We start from the raw sequence: 15,523 nt of genomic DNA, 5'->3' as shown, positions 1-15,523 counted from the left end.
CCACGCGGCCGCGCGGCCGCATAGGGTATCGACCGTGACCGAAGAGCCCAAAGACACATCCGCGCCCAAAACCGAGGGCGCGGCGACGCCAACGGATGAGCAGTCGGCGGTGTCGTCCACCGGTCGTGGCGTGACCAGCCCCTATGATTCACCCACCGGCGTGCTGCCCAGAATGTCCTCCGATACCGCGTCGAGCGGCCCCGATCTATCCAAGGATGTGCCCCGCACCGAGGAGGAACTCGGCCTCGATCCGGAGATCCCGTCGGTCGGCGAACAGGCCAGGGCGAACGAAGCCGCGGCCTACGCCTACGCCAGCATCCCGCCCGCCCCGAACGCATCCGGCGGCGGCGAGCCGAGCCGACCGCTGCGCCGACGCAATGGTGACGGCCGCCGCGGCACCCTCGATCTAGGGCTGTTCGTACTGCGCCTGGTCGTCGGCGGCACCTTCATCTACCACGGTCTGCAGAAGCTCACCGGCTGGTTCCACGGACCGGGGTTGGACGGCACCCGCGACATGATGGCCGGGGGCGGTTGGGATCACGCGACCCTGTCGACCATCCTGGTCATCGCCGGTGAAGTCGGCGGCGGCGGACTGCTGGTGCTCGGCCTGGCCACCCCGCTCGCCGCGGGTGCGGTGCTCGCGGTGATCACCGACGCGTGGCTGTGGAAGCAGGGCATGATCCCCGGCTTCCAGTACAAGTCCTCGGTCAAGAGCGGTGTGGAACTGGAGTCCATCCTCGCGGGCACCGCCGTCGTCCTGCTCCTGACCGGCCCCGGCCGCCTGTCCTTCGATCGCAACCGCGGCTGGGCCACCCGCCCCGCCTACGGCTCCTTCGTAGTCCTCATTCTGTCCGTAGCCGCCGCCATCGGCACCTGGTACTGGCTGCACGGCGGCAACCCGCTGACCGGCATCGGCCCCTTCAAGTAAACCCGCCCCTGACCGGCGCCCTTCGCATCGAAGGGCGCCGTTCGTGTCTGCGGGCAAAGTTGTTGGGACACAAGGGGTGTCACGGCCGCCCCACTGGCGTATGGCGCCGAGTGGTGCACGGCCGCAGCGTCGCGATCGGACCACTGCCGCGTGTCCTGGTCTCGGCACTCTGCGCAGAGCGCTGCCGAGTAGGTGGTGCCCGGGCGAATGCCGACTGGGTCCCGTAGTCGTTCGGCCGCAATCCTATTGGGGTGGAATGGAACGGCGTCCCTCATGCGAGCACGAGGGACGCCGTCGAGTGTCGGGATATTACGGAACGCGACGCACGGCGCCCTTATCGGCGGACGTAGCCAGGGCGGCATAGGCGCGCAGCGCGGTGGTCACCGGACGCACGCGGTCGACCGGCTGCCAAGGCCGTTCGGACGCTTCCATTTTCGCGCGACGCTCGGCAAGCACCGCGTCGTCGACGACCACCTCGAGGGTGCGGGTGGTGACGTCGATGCGGATCTGGTCGCCGTTCTCGATCAGACCGATGGCGCCGCCACTGGCCGCCTCCGGCGACATGTGGCCGATCGACAGACCGGAGGTGCCGCCGGAGAAGCGTCCGTCGGTGATCAGCGCGCACTCCTTGCCGAGACCCGCACCCTTCAGGAATGCGGTGGGGTGCAACATTTCCTGCATACCCGGGCCGCCCGCCGGACCCTCGTAGCGGACCACGATGACGTCGCCCGGTTTGATCCGCTTGCCGAGGATCGCCGAAACGGCCTCCTCCTGCGACTCCACCACCACGGCCGGGCCCTGGAAGGTGAACAGTTCCTCATCGATACCGGCGGTCTTGAGCACCGCGCCGTCGGGCGCGATATTGCCGCGCAGCACGACCAGACCGCCCTCCTTGGTGTAGGCGTGCTCGAGATCGCGGATGCAACCGCCCGCGGCATCGGTATCCAGCGACGACCAGCGGTTGCTCGTCGAGAACGGCTCGGTCGTGCGCACCCCGCCCGGTGCGGCGTGGAACAGTTCGACGGCTTCCTCGGATGCCTTGCCGGAGCGGATATCCCAGGTGTCGAGCCATTCGTCGAAGCTCTTGGTGTGCACGGTGGTGACGTCGGTCTCCAGCAGTCCGGCCCGGCGCAGCTCACCGAGGATGGCCGGAATGCCACCGGCGCGGTGCACATCCTCCATGTGGTAGTCCGAGTTGGGCGAAACCTTGGACAGCGTCGGCACCCGGCGGCTGGTCTCCTCGATGGTCGACAGATCGAAGTCGATCTCACCCTCTTGCGCGGCGGCGAGGGTGTGCAGCACCGTATTGGTGGAACCGCCCATGGCGACGTCGAGCGCCATCGCATTGCGGAATGCCTTGGCATTTGCCACATTCCGCGGCAGCACCGACGCATCGTCCTCGCGGTACCAGCGATTCGCGATATCGACGATCACGGTGCCCGCCTTTTCGAAAAGCGCATGGCGGGCGGCATGGGTGGCCAGCGTGGAACCGTTGCCGGGCAATGCGAGTCCGAGCGCCTCGGTGAGGCAGTTCATCGAATTCGCGGTGAACATGCCCGAGCAGGAGCCGCAGGTCGGACAGGCGCTGCGCTCGACCTCGGACAGGCCGTCCTCGCTGACATTCATATTGGCGCTGGCCGCGATCGCGGTGATCAGATCGGTGGGCGCCTGGGCGACACCGTCGACGATCACGGCCTTACCGGCCTCCATCGGGCCGCCGGAAACGAAGACGGCCGGGATGTTCAGGCGCATAGCGGCATTGAGCATGCCGGGTGTGATCTTGTCGCAGTTGGAGATGCACACCAGCGCGTCGGCGGTGTGCGCATTCGCCATGTATTCGACCGAATCGGCGATGATTTCGCGCGAGGGCAGCGAGTAGAGCATGCCGCCGTGGCCCATCGCGATGCCGTCGTCGACCGCGATGGTGTGGAACTCCCGCGGTACGCCGCCCGCGGCGCGCACCGCGTCCGCGACGATCTCACCGACATTCTTCAGATGCACGTGACCCGGTACGAACTGCGTGTAGGAGTTCGCGATGGCGACGATCGGCTTGCCGAAGTCGGTGTCGGTCATACCGGTCGCGCGCCAGAGTGCGCGCGCGCCTGCGGCATTGCGGCCGATGGTGGTTGTGCGTGAACGAAGCGGTGGCATGTGGATCCTCGGGAGGTCGCGGGGGCTGATGTGCGACTGCGCGGAGTTCGCTCGGCGAGCGAATTCAACGACCGCCCACGTTACTCCCGCGTGTGGGCGGGCTTTTCGGGGCGGTCGACCGCGCTGATCGTCATCGGTCTGTGCTGCGGGATGGTGTCGCCGCGAGGGTGGTCGTCGGCGCGGACGGTGTCATCGTGTCGGTTCCGGCACAGTCGGTGTCCACAGGTCTGGCGCGTACGGGGCGGGGGTTGTCCGTCCGACGCGGTCACCAGATCGCGCATCCGTCGGCGAGCTTACCGGCGTCCGCCGCTATCCCCGCCTTCGGTAAAACCGCTACGAGTCGGAGTCAGGTGCCGCGGTGTCGGCGGCAGGTGCCTCGGTCTCGTCAGGTGCCGTGGTGCCGGTCTTCCTCCCGGCTCCGCGCCCGTTGGTTTCGGTCTTGTGGCCCTCGACCTTCTTCGCCTCGGCCTTGCTGCCCTCGGTGTCGGCCGTTGTTGTCTCAGCCTCGCCATTCTCGGCCTCGGCCGACGTGGTCTCGGCTTCGCGCTCCTCGGTGCTTGCCGTCTTCGTCTCGGCCTCCCGAGCCTCGTACTGCGCCTCCCGCGCCGCCGCCTCCGCCGCGAACAGATCCGGAATCCGACCGTTCGACGCGCGGATCAGATCACGCAACCGGTCATAGCTCACTGCGGGCAGCTTCACCTCGGTGTCATCGTCGAGATGCGCACGCACGAAGCCGCGCTTGGGAATGCTGACCCCCGCGACCTGTGCCCAGTCCAGGTGCCGCGAACCGAAAACCGTGCGCAGATCCAGCCCGTCCGCGGAGACCGCGGTGCGCGTGCGTTCGATCCACACCGCCGCCGCCACCGGGAGCAGCAGCAGCCACCACAGCCCGATCGGCCAGCCGACGAAGGCGAAGAAGACACAGAACAGCAGTACGAGCACACCGAGGTGGGCCATCTGCGTAATGCGGATGACCTGCACCGTCTGCTCCGGCCCGGACGGTTGCGGCGAACTACCCGTCTCCGATCCCGCCGCGGGCGTGTGGGACGATTTAGCCGGTGGCACGGACTGATGCGGTGATGACACACCACCATCCTCGCATCATGGTGAACGGACTCGAGCACCCGCTCTGTCTCACATAATGAGACCTGTTTGACTGATCGACTCGCGCACACATACCGTCATGCGCGTGAATCGAAACGAGTTGCTCGTAATCGGCCGGCGCGTCCAGCGTTGAGCCTGACTACCTGAGTCGAATACGTCAGCTCGCGTTGCGACGCGCCACCCTCGAACAGCCATGCGCTGTCGGGGGCTTTTTTGTGTTCGGGACAAAAGTCCTGGCACGTGGCCGCATCGCAAGGCACCACGTGCAAGCACAGTTGTCCGGGTCTAGTACGAACAGTTAGGAACGAAGACGGTGAGTGCACCAACCGCACGGCCAGGGCCCTCGGCCCGCAGGCCGGCGCCCTCGGCGAATCAGCAGGCCGCGCCCGCTGGCGGTCCGACGAACGCGGCGAACCGCCGCCAGGTCCCGCCCGAGCGGGTCACCGGCGCGCAGTCCGTCGTCCGCTCCCTCGAGGAGCTCGGCGTCGACACGGTATTCGGCATTCCCGGCGGCGCGATTCTCCCGGTCTACGACCCGCTCTTCGATTCCACCAAGGTTCGTCACGTCCTCGTCCGGCACGAGCAGGGCGCCGGGCACGCGGCTACCGGGTATGCGCAGGCCACCGGCAAGGTCGGCGTCTGCATGGCCACCTCGGGTCCGGGCGCGACCAACCTGGTCACCCCGATCGCCGACGCCCAGATGGACTCGGTGCCGATCGTCGCCATCACCGGTCAGGTCGGGCGCGGACTGATCGGCACCGACGCCTTCCAGGAAGCCGATATCTCCGGCATCACCATGCCGGTCACCAAGCACAACTTCCTCATCACCGAGGGCATCGACATCCCGCGCATCATCGCGGAGGCCTTCTATCTGGCCTCCTCCGGTCGTCCTGGCGCGGTGCTCGTCGATATCCCCAAGGATGTGCTGCAGGCGCAGACCACCTTCAGCTGGCCGCCGGAGATGCGGCTGCCCGGCTACCGTCCGGTGACCAAACCGCACGGCAAGCAGGTGCGCGAGGCCGCGCGGATGATCCTCGAGTCCAAGCAGCCGGTGCTCTATGTCGGCGGCGGTGTGATCAAGGCCGACGCCTCGCCGCAGCTGCTGGAACTCGCCGAGCTGACCGGCATTCCGGTGGTCACCACCCTGATGGCGCGGGGTGCGTTCCCCGACAGCCATCAGCTCAATATGGGCATGCCGGGCATGCACGGCACCGTTGGCGCGGTCGCCGCCCTGCAGAAGTCCGATCTGCTGATCACCCTCGGCGCGCGTTTCGACGACCGCGTCACCGGTCAGCTGGACTCGTTCGCGCCCGACGCCAAGGTCATCCACGCCGATATCGACCCGGCCGAGATCGGCAAGAACCGGCACGCCGATGTCCCGATCGTCGGCGACTGCCGCGAGGTGATCGTCGAACTGATCGAAACGCTGAAGGCCGACCCCTCCGGCGCGCCGAAGTTGAACCTCACCGACTGGTGGCAGTACCTCGACGGCATCCGCAAGGGCTACCCGCTCGGCTGGTCGACGCCGAGTGACGGCTCGCTGTCGCCGGAATTCGTCATCGAGGCGCTCGGCCGCTTGGCTGGACCCGACGCCATCTACTGTGCGGGCGTCGGCCAGCACCAGATGTGGGCCGCACAGTTCATCAAGTACGAAAAGCCGCGCACCTGGCTGAATTCCGGTGGTCTCGGCACCATGGGCTACGCCGTTCCGGCGGCAATGGGCGCCAAGATGGGCGCGCCGGACAAAGAGGTGTGGGCGGTCGACGGTGACGGCTGCTTCCAGATGACCAACCAGGAGTTGGCCACCTGCGCCGTCGAGGGCGTGCCGATCAAGGTCGCGCTGATCAACAACGGCAACCTCGGCATGGTCCGCCAGTGGCAGACCCTGTTCTACGAGGAGCGCTACTCCAATACCGATCTGGGCACGCACAGCCTGCGCATTCCGGATTTCGTCAAACTCGCCGAAGCCCTCGGCTGCCATGGCATCCGGGTCGAGCGCGAGCAGGACGTGGAGGCCGCGATCCGCGAGGCGCAGTCCATCAACGACCGTCCCGTGGTGATCGACTTCATTGTCGGCAAGGACGCCCAGGTGTGGCCGATGGTCGCCGCGGGCACCAGCAATGACGAGATCATGGCCGCGCGCGGCATCCGCCCACTGTTCGACGAGGACGAGCAGGCCGCCGAGCCCGCCGTCATCCACGAGGCGATGTCGCACGATAAGAACAAGGGGACCGAACAGTGAGTACGACTCACACCCTCAGCGTGCTGGTCGAGGATAAGCCGGGCGTGCTGGCACGGGTCGCGGCGCTGTTCTCCCGCCGCGGCTTCAATATCGAATCGCTGGCGGTCGGTGGCACCGAGATCCCGGAGATCTCGCGCATGACCATCGTCGTCACGGTCGAGGATCTGCCGCTCGAGCAGGTCACCAAGCAGCTCAACAAGCTGATCAACGTCATCAAGATCGTGGAGCAGGACGCCGACACCTCGGTCGCCCGCGAACTGATCCTGGTGAAGGTGCGTGCGGACGCCAGTGTGCGGACCCAGGTCATCGAGGCGGTTACGCTCTTCCGGGCGAAGGTGATCGACGTCTCGCCGGACGCGCTCACCGTCGAGGCGACCGGAACCCGGTCCAAGCTCGACGCGCTGCTGCGGATGCTCGAGCCGTACGGGATCCGGGAGATCGTGCAGTCCGGTGTGGTGGCCGTTGGCCGCGGGCCGAAATCCATCACCGCGACTCGCTAGCTGAACCGCTTCGAACTAAACAACTTTCGACAAGAAGAACAAGAAGGGAACCTACAGTGGCAGTCGAGATGTTCTACGACGACGACGCCGACCTGTCGATCATCCAGGGCCGCAAGGTCGCTGTCATCGGCTACGGCAGCCAGGGGCACGCGCACTCGCTGAGCCTGCGCGACTCCGGCGTCGAGGTCCGCGTCGGCCTCGCTGAGGGTTCGAAGTCGCGGCCGAAGGCCGAAGAGGCGGGCCTGACCGTCGGCACCCCTGCGGAGGTTTCCGCGTGGGCCGACGTGATCATGGTGCTGGCCCCCGACACCGCCCAGGCGTCGATCTTCACCAACGACATCGAGCCCAACCTGAAGGACGGCGACGCGCTGTTCTTCGGCCACGGCCTCAACATCCACTTCGGCCTGATCAAGCCCCCGGCCAACGTGACCATCGGCATGGTCGCACCGAAGGGCCCCGGCCACCTGGTGCGTCGCCAGTTCGTCGACGGCAAGGGTGTTCCGGCGCTGATCGCGGTCGAGCAGGACCCCAAGGGTGAGGGCCAGGCGCTGGCGCTGTCCTACGCCAAGGGCATCGGTGGCACCCGCGCGGGCGTCATCAAGACCACCTTCAAGGAGGAGACCGAGACCGACCTGTTCGGTGAGCAGGCTGTCCTCTGTGGCGGTACCGAGGAGCTGGTCAAGACCGGTTTCGAGGTCATGGTCGAGGCGGGCTACGCGCCGGAGATGGCGTACTTCGAGGTGCTGCACGAGCTCAAGCTCATCGTCGACCTGATGTACGAGGGCGGCATCGCCCGGATGAACTACTCGGTCTCCGACACCGCCGAATTCGGTGGCTACCTGTCGGGTCCGCGGGTCATCGACGCCGACACCAAGAAGCGCATGCAGGACATCCTGCGCGACATCCAGGACGGCAGCTTCGTCAAGCGCCTCGTCGCCAACGTCGAGGGCGGCAACAAGGAGCTCGAGGCCCTGCGCAAGGCCAACGCCGAGCACCCGATCGAGGTCACCGGCGCCAAGCTGCGCGGCCTGATGAGCTGGGTCGACCGCCCGATCACCGAAACCGCGTAATACGCGCGAACCGCACAGTGGCCCATCCCGATTGCGTCGGGGTGGGCCACTGTGGTTTCCGCGGGTTGCCGCTACCGCGTGGCTGAGCAATATCAGCGAAGTCGCGAATTTGCGCCTGGGGTGTTTTGCGGGCTTCGAGACCGTCCCGGATCGGCGTTTCTGGTCGGGATTTACGGAAAACCGATACTCCTGGAGTTACCCTCACTATCCGATTCTAGATGCCATGGGTACCCCCAAAATCGCAGGAAGGATCGGAAATCGTGCGCAGCCCAATATTTGGATTGGCCGCAGCTTTGACGGGAACCCTCATCGTGGTCGGAGGCGGGACGGTCACTGCACCACACGCATGGACGCAACCGGCGGGGGAGCAACCGGTCGCGGAGGCCGGTGATTTCTACCTTCCGCCGCCATCGTTACCGGACGGGCGGGGCACCATCGTTCGCGCCGAACCGGCGCAGCTGGCGATGTCGGCGCCCGGGCAGCCGGGCATGATTCCGGCGGCGGCGACGCGGCTCATGTACGTCAGCAGTGACACCCACGATGCGCCTACGGCGGTGGTGGGCACGTATCTGCAGCCGAGCATGCCGTGGACCGGCCCGGGCGAGCGGCCGCTGATCGCGTACGCGGGCGGCACCAAGGGGCAGGGCGATCAATGTGCATCCTCGAAGTTGATGTCGCAGATCGTCCAGGTTCAGCCTCCGTTGGACATAATCTTCGAATACGACCTGGTCGCAATCCGTTCGCTGCTCAACCGCGGTGTGGCGGTGGTGGTGACCGACTATCACGGCCTCGGCACGCCCGACGTGCACGACTATCTCAACCGTAAGGCGCAGGCCTACGCGGTACTGGATTCCGCGCGCGCCGCCCTGCGGCTGCCCGGTACCGGTCTCAACCCCGGCACACCGGTCATTCTCTACGGGTATTCGCAGGGCGGTATGGCCTCCGCTGGTGCGGCCGAAGTGCAACCGAGCTATGCCCCCGATCTGAATGTGCGCGGCGCCTACGTCGGTGGGCCGGTGGTGGACGATGAATACTTCATCGGATACAACGATGGCCGCCCCGATTTCGGCCCGGCAATCGCCTGGATACTCAACGGCATTGCCGCCGACTACCCGGAAACTCGCCCGGTGATCGACGCCGAACTGAATGACCTCGGCAAGGCGATTCTGCAGGAAGCCCTTGGCAAATGCTCGGTCCCGACCGGACTTGCCCAGGAGCATCTGAATACGGCGGAGTGGACCACCAGCGGAGAACCACTTACCGCCGTTATCGATCGGTCGCCCGCGTTGCGGTCGGCACTCGCCGAGCAGCGTATCGGCACACGCGCCCCGGGCGTTCCGATACTTGCCGCCTCGGCCATGAACGACCAGGGAGCGCCATTTGCGCCGGTGCGCGAGGTGGCCGCCGGTTGGTGTGGTAGCGGAGTGCCTGTTCAGTTGGACGCGAACGCCGAAATTCCCCCCGCCTCCGGACTCGTGGGAACCCACGTGATCGCCTTCTTCCCGTCACTGGTGGCCTCGCAGCAGTGGTTGACCGATCGGCTCGCGGGCATGCCTGCCCCGTCGAACTGCGCGGCGCTGCCGTAACGGTGTGATTTTCGGCGTAATGCCCGGCGGCGGGCGTGTTCCAGGACCGAAACCCGCCGCCGGGCATGCTGATCGAGTACCGCGTTCGATCTCCGGCGCGGCACCCGCGGGCGCGACGACAACGCGTGCATCAGCTCACGCAAGCCTCCAGGTCAGAAAGTTGATTTTGAAAGATTGCCGGCAGTCGGCGCAGGCACAGCTATTCTGGAGCGACAGTTTTACCCGCAACGGATTTCGGCGGCCCCACCCCCTGTCAGTGTTGTTCTGTTGGAGGCTCGAGGCACCTATGTCGATCTTCGAGAATACGGAAAGACGCGACCCCAAGCGGTATCTGTGGATACTGGGGTTGATCGCTCCGACTTGTTCGGTACTTCCTTCCCAACTGGTGGTCCATACGGGCCTCGAAATATTCTGGTGGATCGGCCCGATCATTGTGCTCGTGGTGATCCCGCTGCTGGACTGGGCGATAGGGAATGACGGGAGCAATCCGCGCGACGAGGATTACGAGTCCTTGTCCAACGATCGCTACTACCGTTGGTGCACTTACCTTTTTCTGCCGCTACAGTTCATCGGCCTGCTCATCGCGGGATATCTTTGGGCAAGACCGGCGCTGAGCGTCTCCGACAAGCTGGGTTTGGCCGTGACGCTCGGGTTCGTGTCCGGCATCGGAATCAATGCCGCCCACGAACTCGGCCATCGAGTCGAGCGCCTCGAACGCTGGCTGGCGAAAATCGCGCTGGCGCAATCGGGATATGGGCACTTCTTCGTCGAGCACACCCGTGGCCATCACGTGCGCGTCGCGACGCCGGACGATCCTGCCAGCGCCCGATTCGGCGAATCGCTGTGGGAGTTCCTGCCGCGCAGTATGTTCGGCGGCTTCCGCTCGGCCATCAGTTTGGAGCGTGAACGCCTATCCCGTAAGGGAAAGCGCTGGTTCAGTCTGGAGAATCATCTGCTGCAGGCATGGTCGATGAGTGTCACGCTGTTCGGCACACTGATCCTGCTCTTCGGGCCTGCGGTGATCCCATTTCTGGCACTGCAGGCGCTGATCGGCGCGGGACTGCTCGAGACGGTGAACTACGTCGAGCACTACGGCCTGCTTCGCCAGCGTGGTCGCAATGGCAACTACGTGCGCTGCTCTCCGCGTGACAGCTGGAACAGTGACCGGCTGGTCACGAACCTATTCCTATTCCATCTACAACGCCACAGTGACCACCACGCGAATCCGGGCCGCCGCTACCAGACCCTGCGCAGCTCTGAACAGGCGCCACAGCTACCCGCGGGCTACGCGAGCATGATCCTATTGGCCATCGTCCCACCGATCTGGCGCGCGGTCATGGATCGTCGCGTGCTGGCCCACTACGGCGGCGATATCAGTCTCGTAAACGCCAAACCCCGAACCAGACGGCATCTCCTTTCGCTCCGGCGGATACGTCCACTGACCGCCGCATCGGCGCGGCTGACTACTCGCCCGTAGCGGCGCGGTTGCCTATTGTCTGGCGAGGACAGCGGAGTCGAACCATTGTCAGCCGAACAGATCGTGAGTCGTGAGCATCTCATCCAGCACCTTTGTCCCCGTATCCGTTCCGAGTTCGGTTTCGGCCGGTCGCCGGGCCGAGGCTATCCACCGCTTTCTCGTCAAACCGGCCGATGCGGGCATCGCCGGTTCGGTCGACGGCGGCAAGCTACTCGAATGGATCGATAAGGTCGCCTATGCGGCGGCGGCGCAATGGAGCGGTTGCTACTGCGTTACCGCCTACGTCGGCAATATTCATCTCGACCGTCCGATCGCGGTTGGTGAATTGGTCGAGCTGCATGCGAATCTCGTGCACACCGGACGCACCAGCATGCATATTCTCGTCAGCGTCTATTCGACCGATCCCACGCGACGCAAGCCGGTGCAGACGGCGCAGTGCCTGACGATCTTCGTCGCGATCGACGACAATCGGCGGACGGTAGAAGTGCCGCAATGGAATCCGACCTCGATTCTGGAACTCGAGCGGCATCGGCAAGCGCGGGCACGGGTTTCGGTTCGCAAGCGAATCGAGGAGGCGATGGCCGAGCAGCAATACACGGCGGCAGGGACCGCGCCGAGATCGATATTGCGATTCCTGGCCGCGCCTTCGGATATCAATTGGGGCGGCAAGGTGCACGGCGGTCGCACCATGCAGTGGATCGACGAGGCGGCGTATATCTGTGGTGCCGATTGGGTTGGGCAACATGTGATTACGTCGTACTTCGGCGGCATCCGGTTCTACCGGCCGATTGTCATCGGACACATTGTCGAAGTGAGCGCGCGGCTGATTCATACCGGGCCGAGGAGTATGCATGTCAGCGTGCATGTGACGTCGACGGATACGCACTCCGATGAACCGGCGCTCGCCGCGCACGGTCTCGCGGTGGTTGTCGCGGTCGATGAGAACGGTAAGGCGCGGCCGGTGCGCCAATGGGTTCCGGTTTCGGCGGAGGATGAGGCGCTCGACGCGCATGCGCGCCATCTGATCGAATTGCGTGCGGAGGTGGAGCGGTTCACGCAGGCGAGCGATGTGCCAGCGGATGCCGAACCCAACCATTTCCGGGTGCCGATGCCGTGAGCTGAGTGCGTGGTCCGCCCTGGCCGAGCCCGTCGCCGTGCGGTCGATGCTTGCGCCCCAGCCGTTCCATCGCTGTCGCATATCCATTGCGCACTTCGCACAAGGTAGAGCCTCTGCGTGGTACGCGCTGGGTATGCGACAGCTGCTGGAGGACGGCCGGGATTGCGGACTTGGTCAGCTGCTGCCGAAGGTGCCGCGGGGGAATAGGTGGCGGGGGGAACGCCAGGGGTCATTCCAGCGGCCGGGGAGATCGCAGTCGTCCCAGCGGCCGGGGGAGTGGTTCCAGTCGTCGAAGAAGCCGGGGCGGTCGCAATCCCAGTCGTTGTCGTGCGGGTGCCGTACCTCGGTGACGCCGGGTTCGCTGGTGGCCGGGTCGGCCGAGGCGGGGATGGCCAGCGCGGTCAATGGGACTGCGGCGAGGGCACCGGCGATGGCCACTCGGGTCAAGCGGCGGGGAGTCGTTCTGGAGAACACCGTGGATCCTTTCTATCTGCGCGTCCGAAAGACGCCGTCGTCGCTCGCCGAATGGCCCGGCAATGCAACGATTTGCACGTCCACACTCGGCCGCGCCCGAACGAATGGCAATGGTGCGAACACGATTTCAGGAAGATTCATCCTTTGGTATGACGAGTCCCCGAGGTGGTGGGTGTCGGCCTCAGGGATGGGGTGGAAATCCGCTGGTTCTAGACTGTTACCGATGAGTAAGTTCTTTGGCTCGGTCGACGAGGTGACGCGGCGGCTCACCGACGCCGGATACCTGCCCTCCACCGACATCGCCACCGCGGTATTCCTCGCCGGTCACCTGGGCAAGCCCCTGCTGATCGAGGGGCCGGCGGGTGTCGGCAAGACCGAGCTGGCCAACGCGATCGCCACCGCCACCGCCTCCGACCTCGTGCGCCTGCAGTGCTACGAGGGCATCGACGAGGCCCGTGCGCTCTACGAGTGGAATCACGCCAAGCAATTGCTGCGCATCACCGCAACGGACGACGAGGGCTGGGACAGCACCCGCGACCACGTCTTCACCGAAGAATTCCTGCTGCAGCGCCCGCTACTGGCCGCGATCCGGAATCCGCATCCGACTGTGCTGCTCATCGACGAACTCGACAAGGCCGATATAGAACTCGAAGGTCTGCTACTCGAGGTCCTGGGCGACTACCAGGTCAGCATCCCCGAACTCGGCACGGTAACCGCCGTCCGCAAGCCCTTCGTCATCGTCACCTCGAACGCCAACCGCGATCTCTCCGAAGCGTTGAAGCGCCGCTGCCTCTACCTCCATATCGACTATCCGACAGCGGAATTGGAGCGCGCGATCGTCCGCATGAAGGTGCCCGAGCTAGACGAAACACTGGGTGAGCCGGTAGTGCGAACCGTCGCCGCGCTCCGCGAACTCACCCTCCGCAAACCTCCGTCGATCGCCGAAACCGTCGACTGGGCAAGAACTCTCGTGGCCCTTGGCGCCCGCAACCTCGCCGGCACCGTCATCCGATCCACCCTCGGTGTGTTGCTCAAATACCAAGCCGACCACCGCATCGCCATCGACCGCCTCGAACTTCCCGCAGTCGATCCCAGCGAGCGCAGACCGTCATGATCGCCGCAACCCCACGACGCATAGAGCAGGCATGCGTCCCCCGTCGAGTGCCGCGACGTTTCGCGGAATCCGCGCTCTCAGGAGGCACCGGTAACGGGTGCCGATCGGGGCAACAGGGGCGGGTGTCGAGGGAGGGCGCGTGGTGACGCCATTCGAGCGGCGTGGCCCCGAGCAGACCACCGACACGATGACCGATCGCCTGATCGAGTTCGTCGGATTGTTGCGCGACCACGGCATCTCCGCTGGTCCCAGCGAAACCATCGACGCCGCAGAGGCAATGCTCGCACTCGGCCTGTCCGACCGGAACCGCTTGCGCTCCGGCATGGCCGCCTGCCTGCTGCGCCGCAACGGCCAGCGCGCCGTTTTCGACCAGCTCTTCGACCTCTACTTCCTGACCGCCGAGCAACCGGCAACCCCGTCGGCTTCCGAATCCGTCGACGAGCTACGTGACCGACTGGTGGACGCACTCGCTCGAGACGACCGCCCGGCCATCACCGAACTCGCCCGGCAAGCCCTCACCGCACTGGGCGGCTACGGTGGAGTCGGCACCGGCGCACCCTCGCGCCCGGTAACCACCGCATCGGGTGCGGGCTGGTCCTCCTATCTGACCATGAAATCGCTACGGCCAGAAGAACTTACCGACCGCATCGTCGAGCGCATGGGCGCCGATCTCGGCACCGCCGTCCGCACCATCGAAGCCGACCGTCGCCTCCGCGAATTCCGCACCGCCGTCCAAACCGAGGCACGCCTGCGCTCCGCCCGACTCCGCGGCACCGAATACATCGCCCGCCGCGGCGTCGAATCCAGTACCGATCAGGTCGACTTCCTCGGCGCCCGCGCCCAAGACCTCGCCGAAATGCGCCGCCTGGTAAACCCTTTGGCCCGCAAGCTCGCCACCCGCCTCGCCGCCCGTCGCCGCAAGGCGGTTCGCGGCCAGATCGATATGCGCCGAACCCTGCGTCGCTCCATGGCAACCGGGGGTGTGCCGATCGATCCGGTCCTGCGCGCCCGCAAACACGGCCGCCCCGATCTAGTCGTGCTCGCCGACTTATCGGGCTCGGTAACGGGTTTCGCCGAATTCACGCTGCAACTCGTCCAAGCGCTACAAGACCAATTCAGCAAGGTCCGCAGCTTCGGCTTCATCGACACCTGCGATGAAATCACCGCCCACTTCATCCCAGGTGAACCACCGGCCCCCGACCTTGCCGCACGAATCATCCGCCACACCAACGTCGCTCGCTTCGGCAGCAGCAACTACGGCGAGGCCTTCCAAGGATTTGTCGACAACTACCTCGATGCTCTCGGCCCCCGTACCTCCCTGCTCATCCTCGGCGACGCCCGCACCAACCGCACCGACCCCAACCTCCCCGCCCTCCGAACAATGTCGGACCGAGCCAAACACGCCTACTGGCTCAACCCCGAACCAGCTCGCTCCTGGTCCACCGGCGACTCCGCCGCGCACGTGTACGCCGACCTCATCACCATGCACGAATGCCGCAACGTCAAGCAGCTGGCAGAGGTAATCGGTCGACTCCTCCCTGCGTGACGCGGGTCGTCGCGCGTCGGTGGCCGATCATTACCGTGAGTTGTATACGACTGCGGCGCAGGTCGATACACCCGTCAACTGCAAAGAGTCGACTGATTGGCAGCGGTCATACCGGCCAGGCCCCGCCAACGATTGACGGTGTGTCAGGGAATCGCTCGAGCGGTTCCGTCTCGCTGTCCCCCGCTCGTGGGCAGCCAGACTGACTGCGCGGACG

Annotated in this window: 12 protein-coding genes; 9 read left to right on the top strand and 3 right to left on the bottom strand. The window is 65.7% G+C overall.

Annotated elements, in window-relative coordinates:
• Positions 1-34 precede the first annotated feature (34 nt).
• Entirely contained in the window at positions 35-928 is an 894-nt protein-coding gene (locus NA5_RS11440) for a DoxX family protein (RefSeq protein WP_062985218.1), read from the top strand.
• Between the two features lie 309 nt (positions 929-1,237).
• Here NA5_RS11440 and ilvD read toward each other — a convergent pair whose 3' ends face one another.
• Together ilvD and NA5_RS11425 are read right to left on the bottom strand one after the other, a co-directional pair.
• The gene (gene ilvD, locus NA5_RS11435) at positions 1,238-3,079 is read right to left on the bottom strand and encodes a dihydroxy-acid dehydratase (RefSeq protein WP_062984810.1); all 1,842 of its coding nucleotides are present in this window, start codon (positions 3,077-3,079) and stop codon (positions 1,238-1,240) included.
• Between the two features lie 333 nt (positions 3,080-3,412).
• Positions 3,413-4,165, bottom strand: coding sequence for a PH domain-containing protein (locus NA5_RS11425; protein WP_084484048.1), 753 nt, complete (start codon positions 4,163-4,165; stop codon positions 3,413-3,415).
• Between the two features lie 331 nt (positions 4,166-4,496).
• Here NA5_RS11425 and NA5_RS11420 point away from each other — a divergent pair, with 331 nt between their 5' ends.
• The 6 genes from NA5_RS11420 to NA5_RS11395 all read left to right on the top strand — a co-directional run bounded on the left by NA5_RS11420 (position 4,497) and on the right by NA5_RS11395 (position 12,175).
• A complete protein-coding gene (locus tag NA5_RS11420; RefSeq protein ID WP_062984806.1) occupies positions 4,497-6,425 on the top strand; it encodes an acetolactate synthase large subunit in 1,929 nt (642 codons plus the stop codon).
• Positions 6,422-6,925: an acetolactate synthase small subunit gene (gene ilvN, locus NA5_RS11415; protein WP_062984804.1), complete on the top strand. Its 504-nt coding sequence runs from the start codon at positions 6,422-6,424 to the stop codon at positions 6,923-6,925. Before NA5_RS11420 ends, ilvN begins: the two co-directional genes overlap by 4 nt.
• 68 nt (positions 6,926-6,993) lie before the next feature.
• On the top strand, positions 6,994-7,995 hold the full coding sequence (ilvC, locus tag NA5_RS11410; protein ID WP_174555227.1) for a ketol-acid reductoisomerase: 1,002 nt from the start codon (positions 6,994-6,996) through the stop codon (positions 7,993-7,995).
• A 260-nt stretch (positions 7,996-8,255) separates the two neighbouring features.
• Positions 8,256-9,581 (top strand): lipase family protein, encoded by a 1,326-nt coding sequence (locus NA5_RS11405; protein WP_169811281.1) that lies wholly within the window; start codon positions 8,256-8,258, stop codon positions 9,579-9,581.
• A gap of 286 nt (positions 9,582-9,867) precedes the next feature.
• Positions 9,868-11,058 (top strand): alkane 1-monooxygenase, encoded by a 1,191-nt coding sequence (locus NA5_RS11400; protein ID WP_062984798.1) that lies wholly within the window; start codon positions 9,868-9,870, stop codon positions 11,056-11,058.
• A 145-nt stretch (positions 11,059-11,203) separates the two neighbouring features.
• Positions 11,204-12,175: an acyl-CoA thioesterase gene (locus tag NA5_RS11395; RefSeq protein ID WP_371856405.1), complete on the top strand. Its 972-nt coding sequence runs from the start codon at positions 11,204-11,206 to the stop codon at positions 12,173-12,175.
• A gap of 174 nt (positions 12,176-12,349) precedes the next feature.
• Here the strand turns inward: NA5_RS11395 and NA5_RS11390 are convergent, their stop codons facing one another.
• Entirely contained in the window at positions 12,350-12,649 is a 300-nt protein-coding gene (locus NA5_RS11390; RefSeq protein WP_157110340.1) for a hypothetical protein, read from the bottom strand.
• A gap of 223 nt (positions 12,650-12,872) precedes the next feature.
• Between NA5_RS11390 and NA5_RS11385 the strand changes: the two genes are divergently transcribed.
• Together NA5_RS11385 and NA5_RS11380 are read left to right on the top strand one after the other, a co-directional pair.
• Positions 12,873-13,763 (top strand): AAA family ATPase, encoded by an 891-nt coding sequence (locus NA5_RS11385; RefSeq protein WP_062984794.1) that lies wholly within the window; start codon positions 12,873-12,875, stop codon positions 13,761-13,763.
• A gap of 139 nt (positions 13,764-13,902) precedes the next feature.
• Positions 13,903-15,309, top strand: coding sequence for a vWA domain-containing protein (locus tag NA5_RS11380; RefSeq protein ID WP_245672192.1), 1,407 nt, complete (start codon positions 13,903-13,905; stop codon positions 15,307-15,309).
• The last annotated feature ends 214 nt before the right edge of the window (positions 15,310-15,523 follow it).

The sequence above is a fragment of the Nocardia anaemiae NBRC 100462 genome (assembly GCF_001612725.1).
GTDB lineage: Bacteria > Actinomycetota > Actinomycetes > Mycobacteriales > Mycobacteriaceae > Nocardia > Nocardia anaemiae.
The sequence above is the reverse complement of the archived record's forward strand: the minus strand, read 5'-3'. Positions and strand labels throughout refer to the sequence as shown.

Bases quoted from the DNA above. Each gene is read 5' to 3' on its own strand.
- ilvD (WP_062984810.1), bottom strand. From the start codon at position 3,079: ATGCCACCGCTTCGTTCACGCACAACCACCATCGGCCGCAATGCCGCA.
- ilvC (WP_174555227.1), top strand. From the start codon at position 6,994: ATGTTCTACGACGACGACGCCGACCTGTCGATCATCCAGGGCCGCAAG.
- NA5_RS11400 (WP_062984798.1), top strand. From the start codon at position 9,868: ATGTCGATCTTCGAGAATACGGAAAGACGCGACCCCAAGCGGTATCTG.
- NA5_RS11385 (WP_062984794.1), top strand. From the start codon at position 12,873: ATGAGTAAGTTCTTTGGCTCGGTCGACGAGGTGACGCGGCGGCTCACC.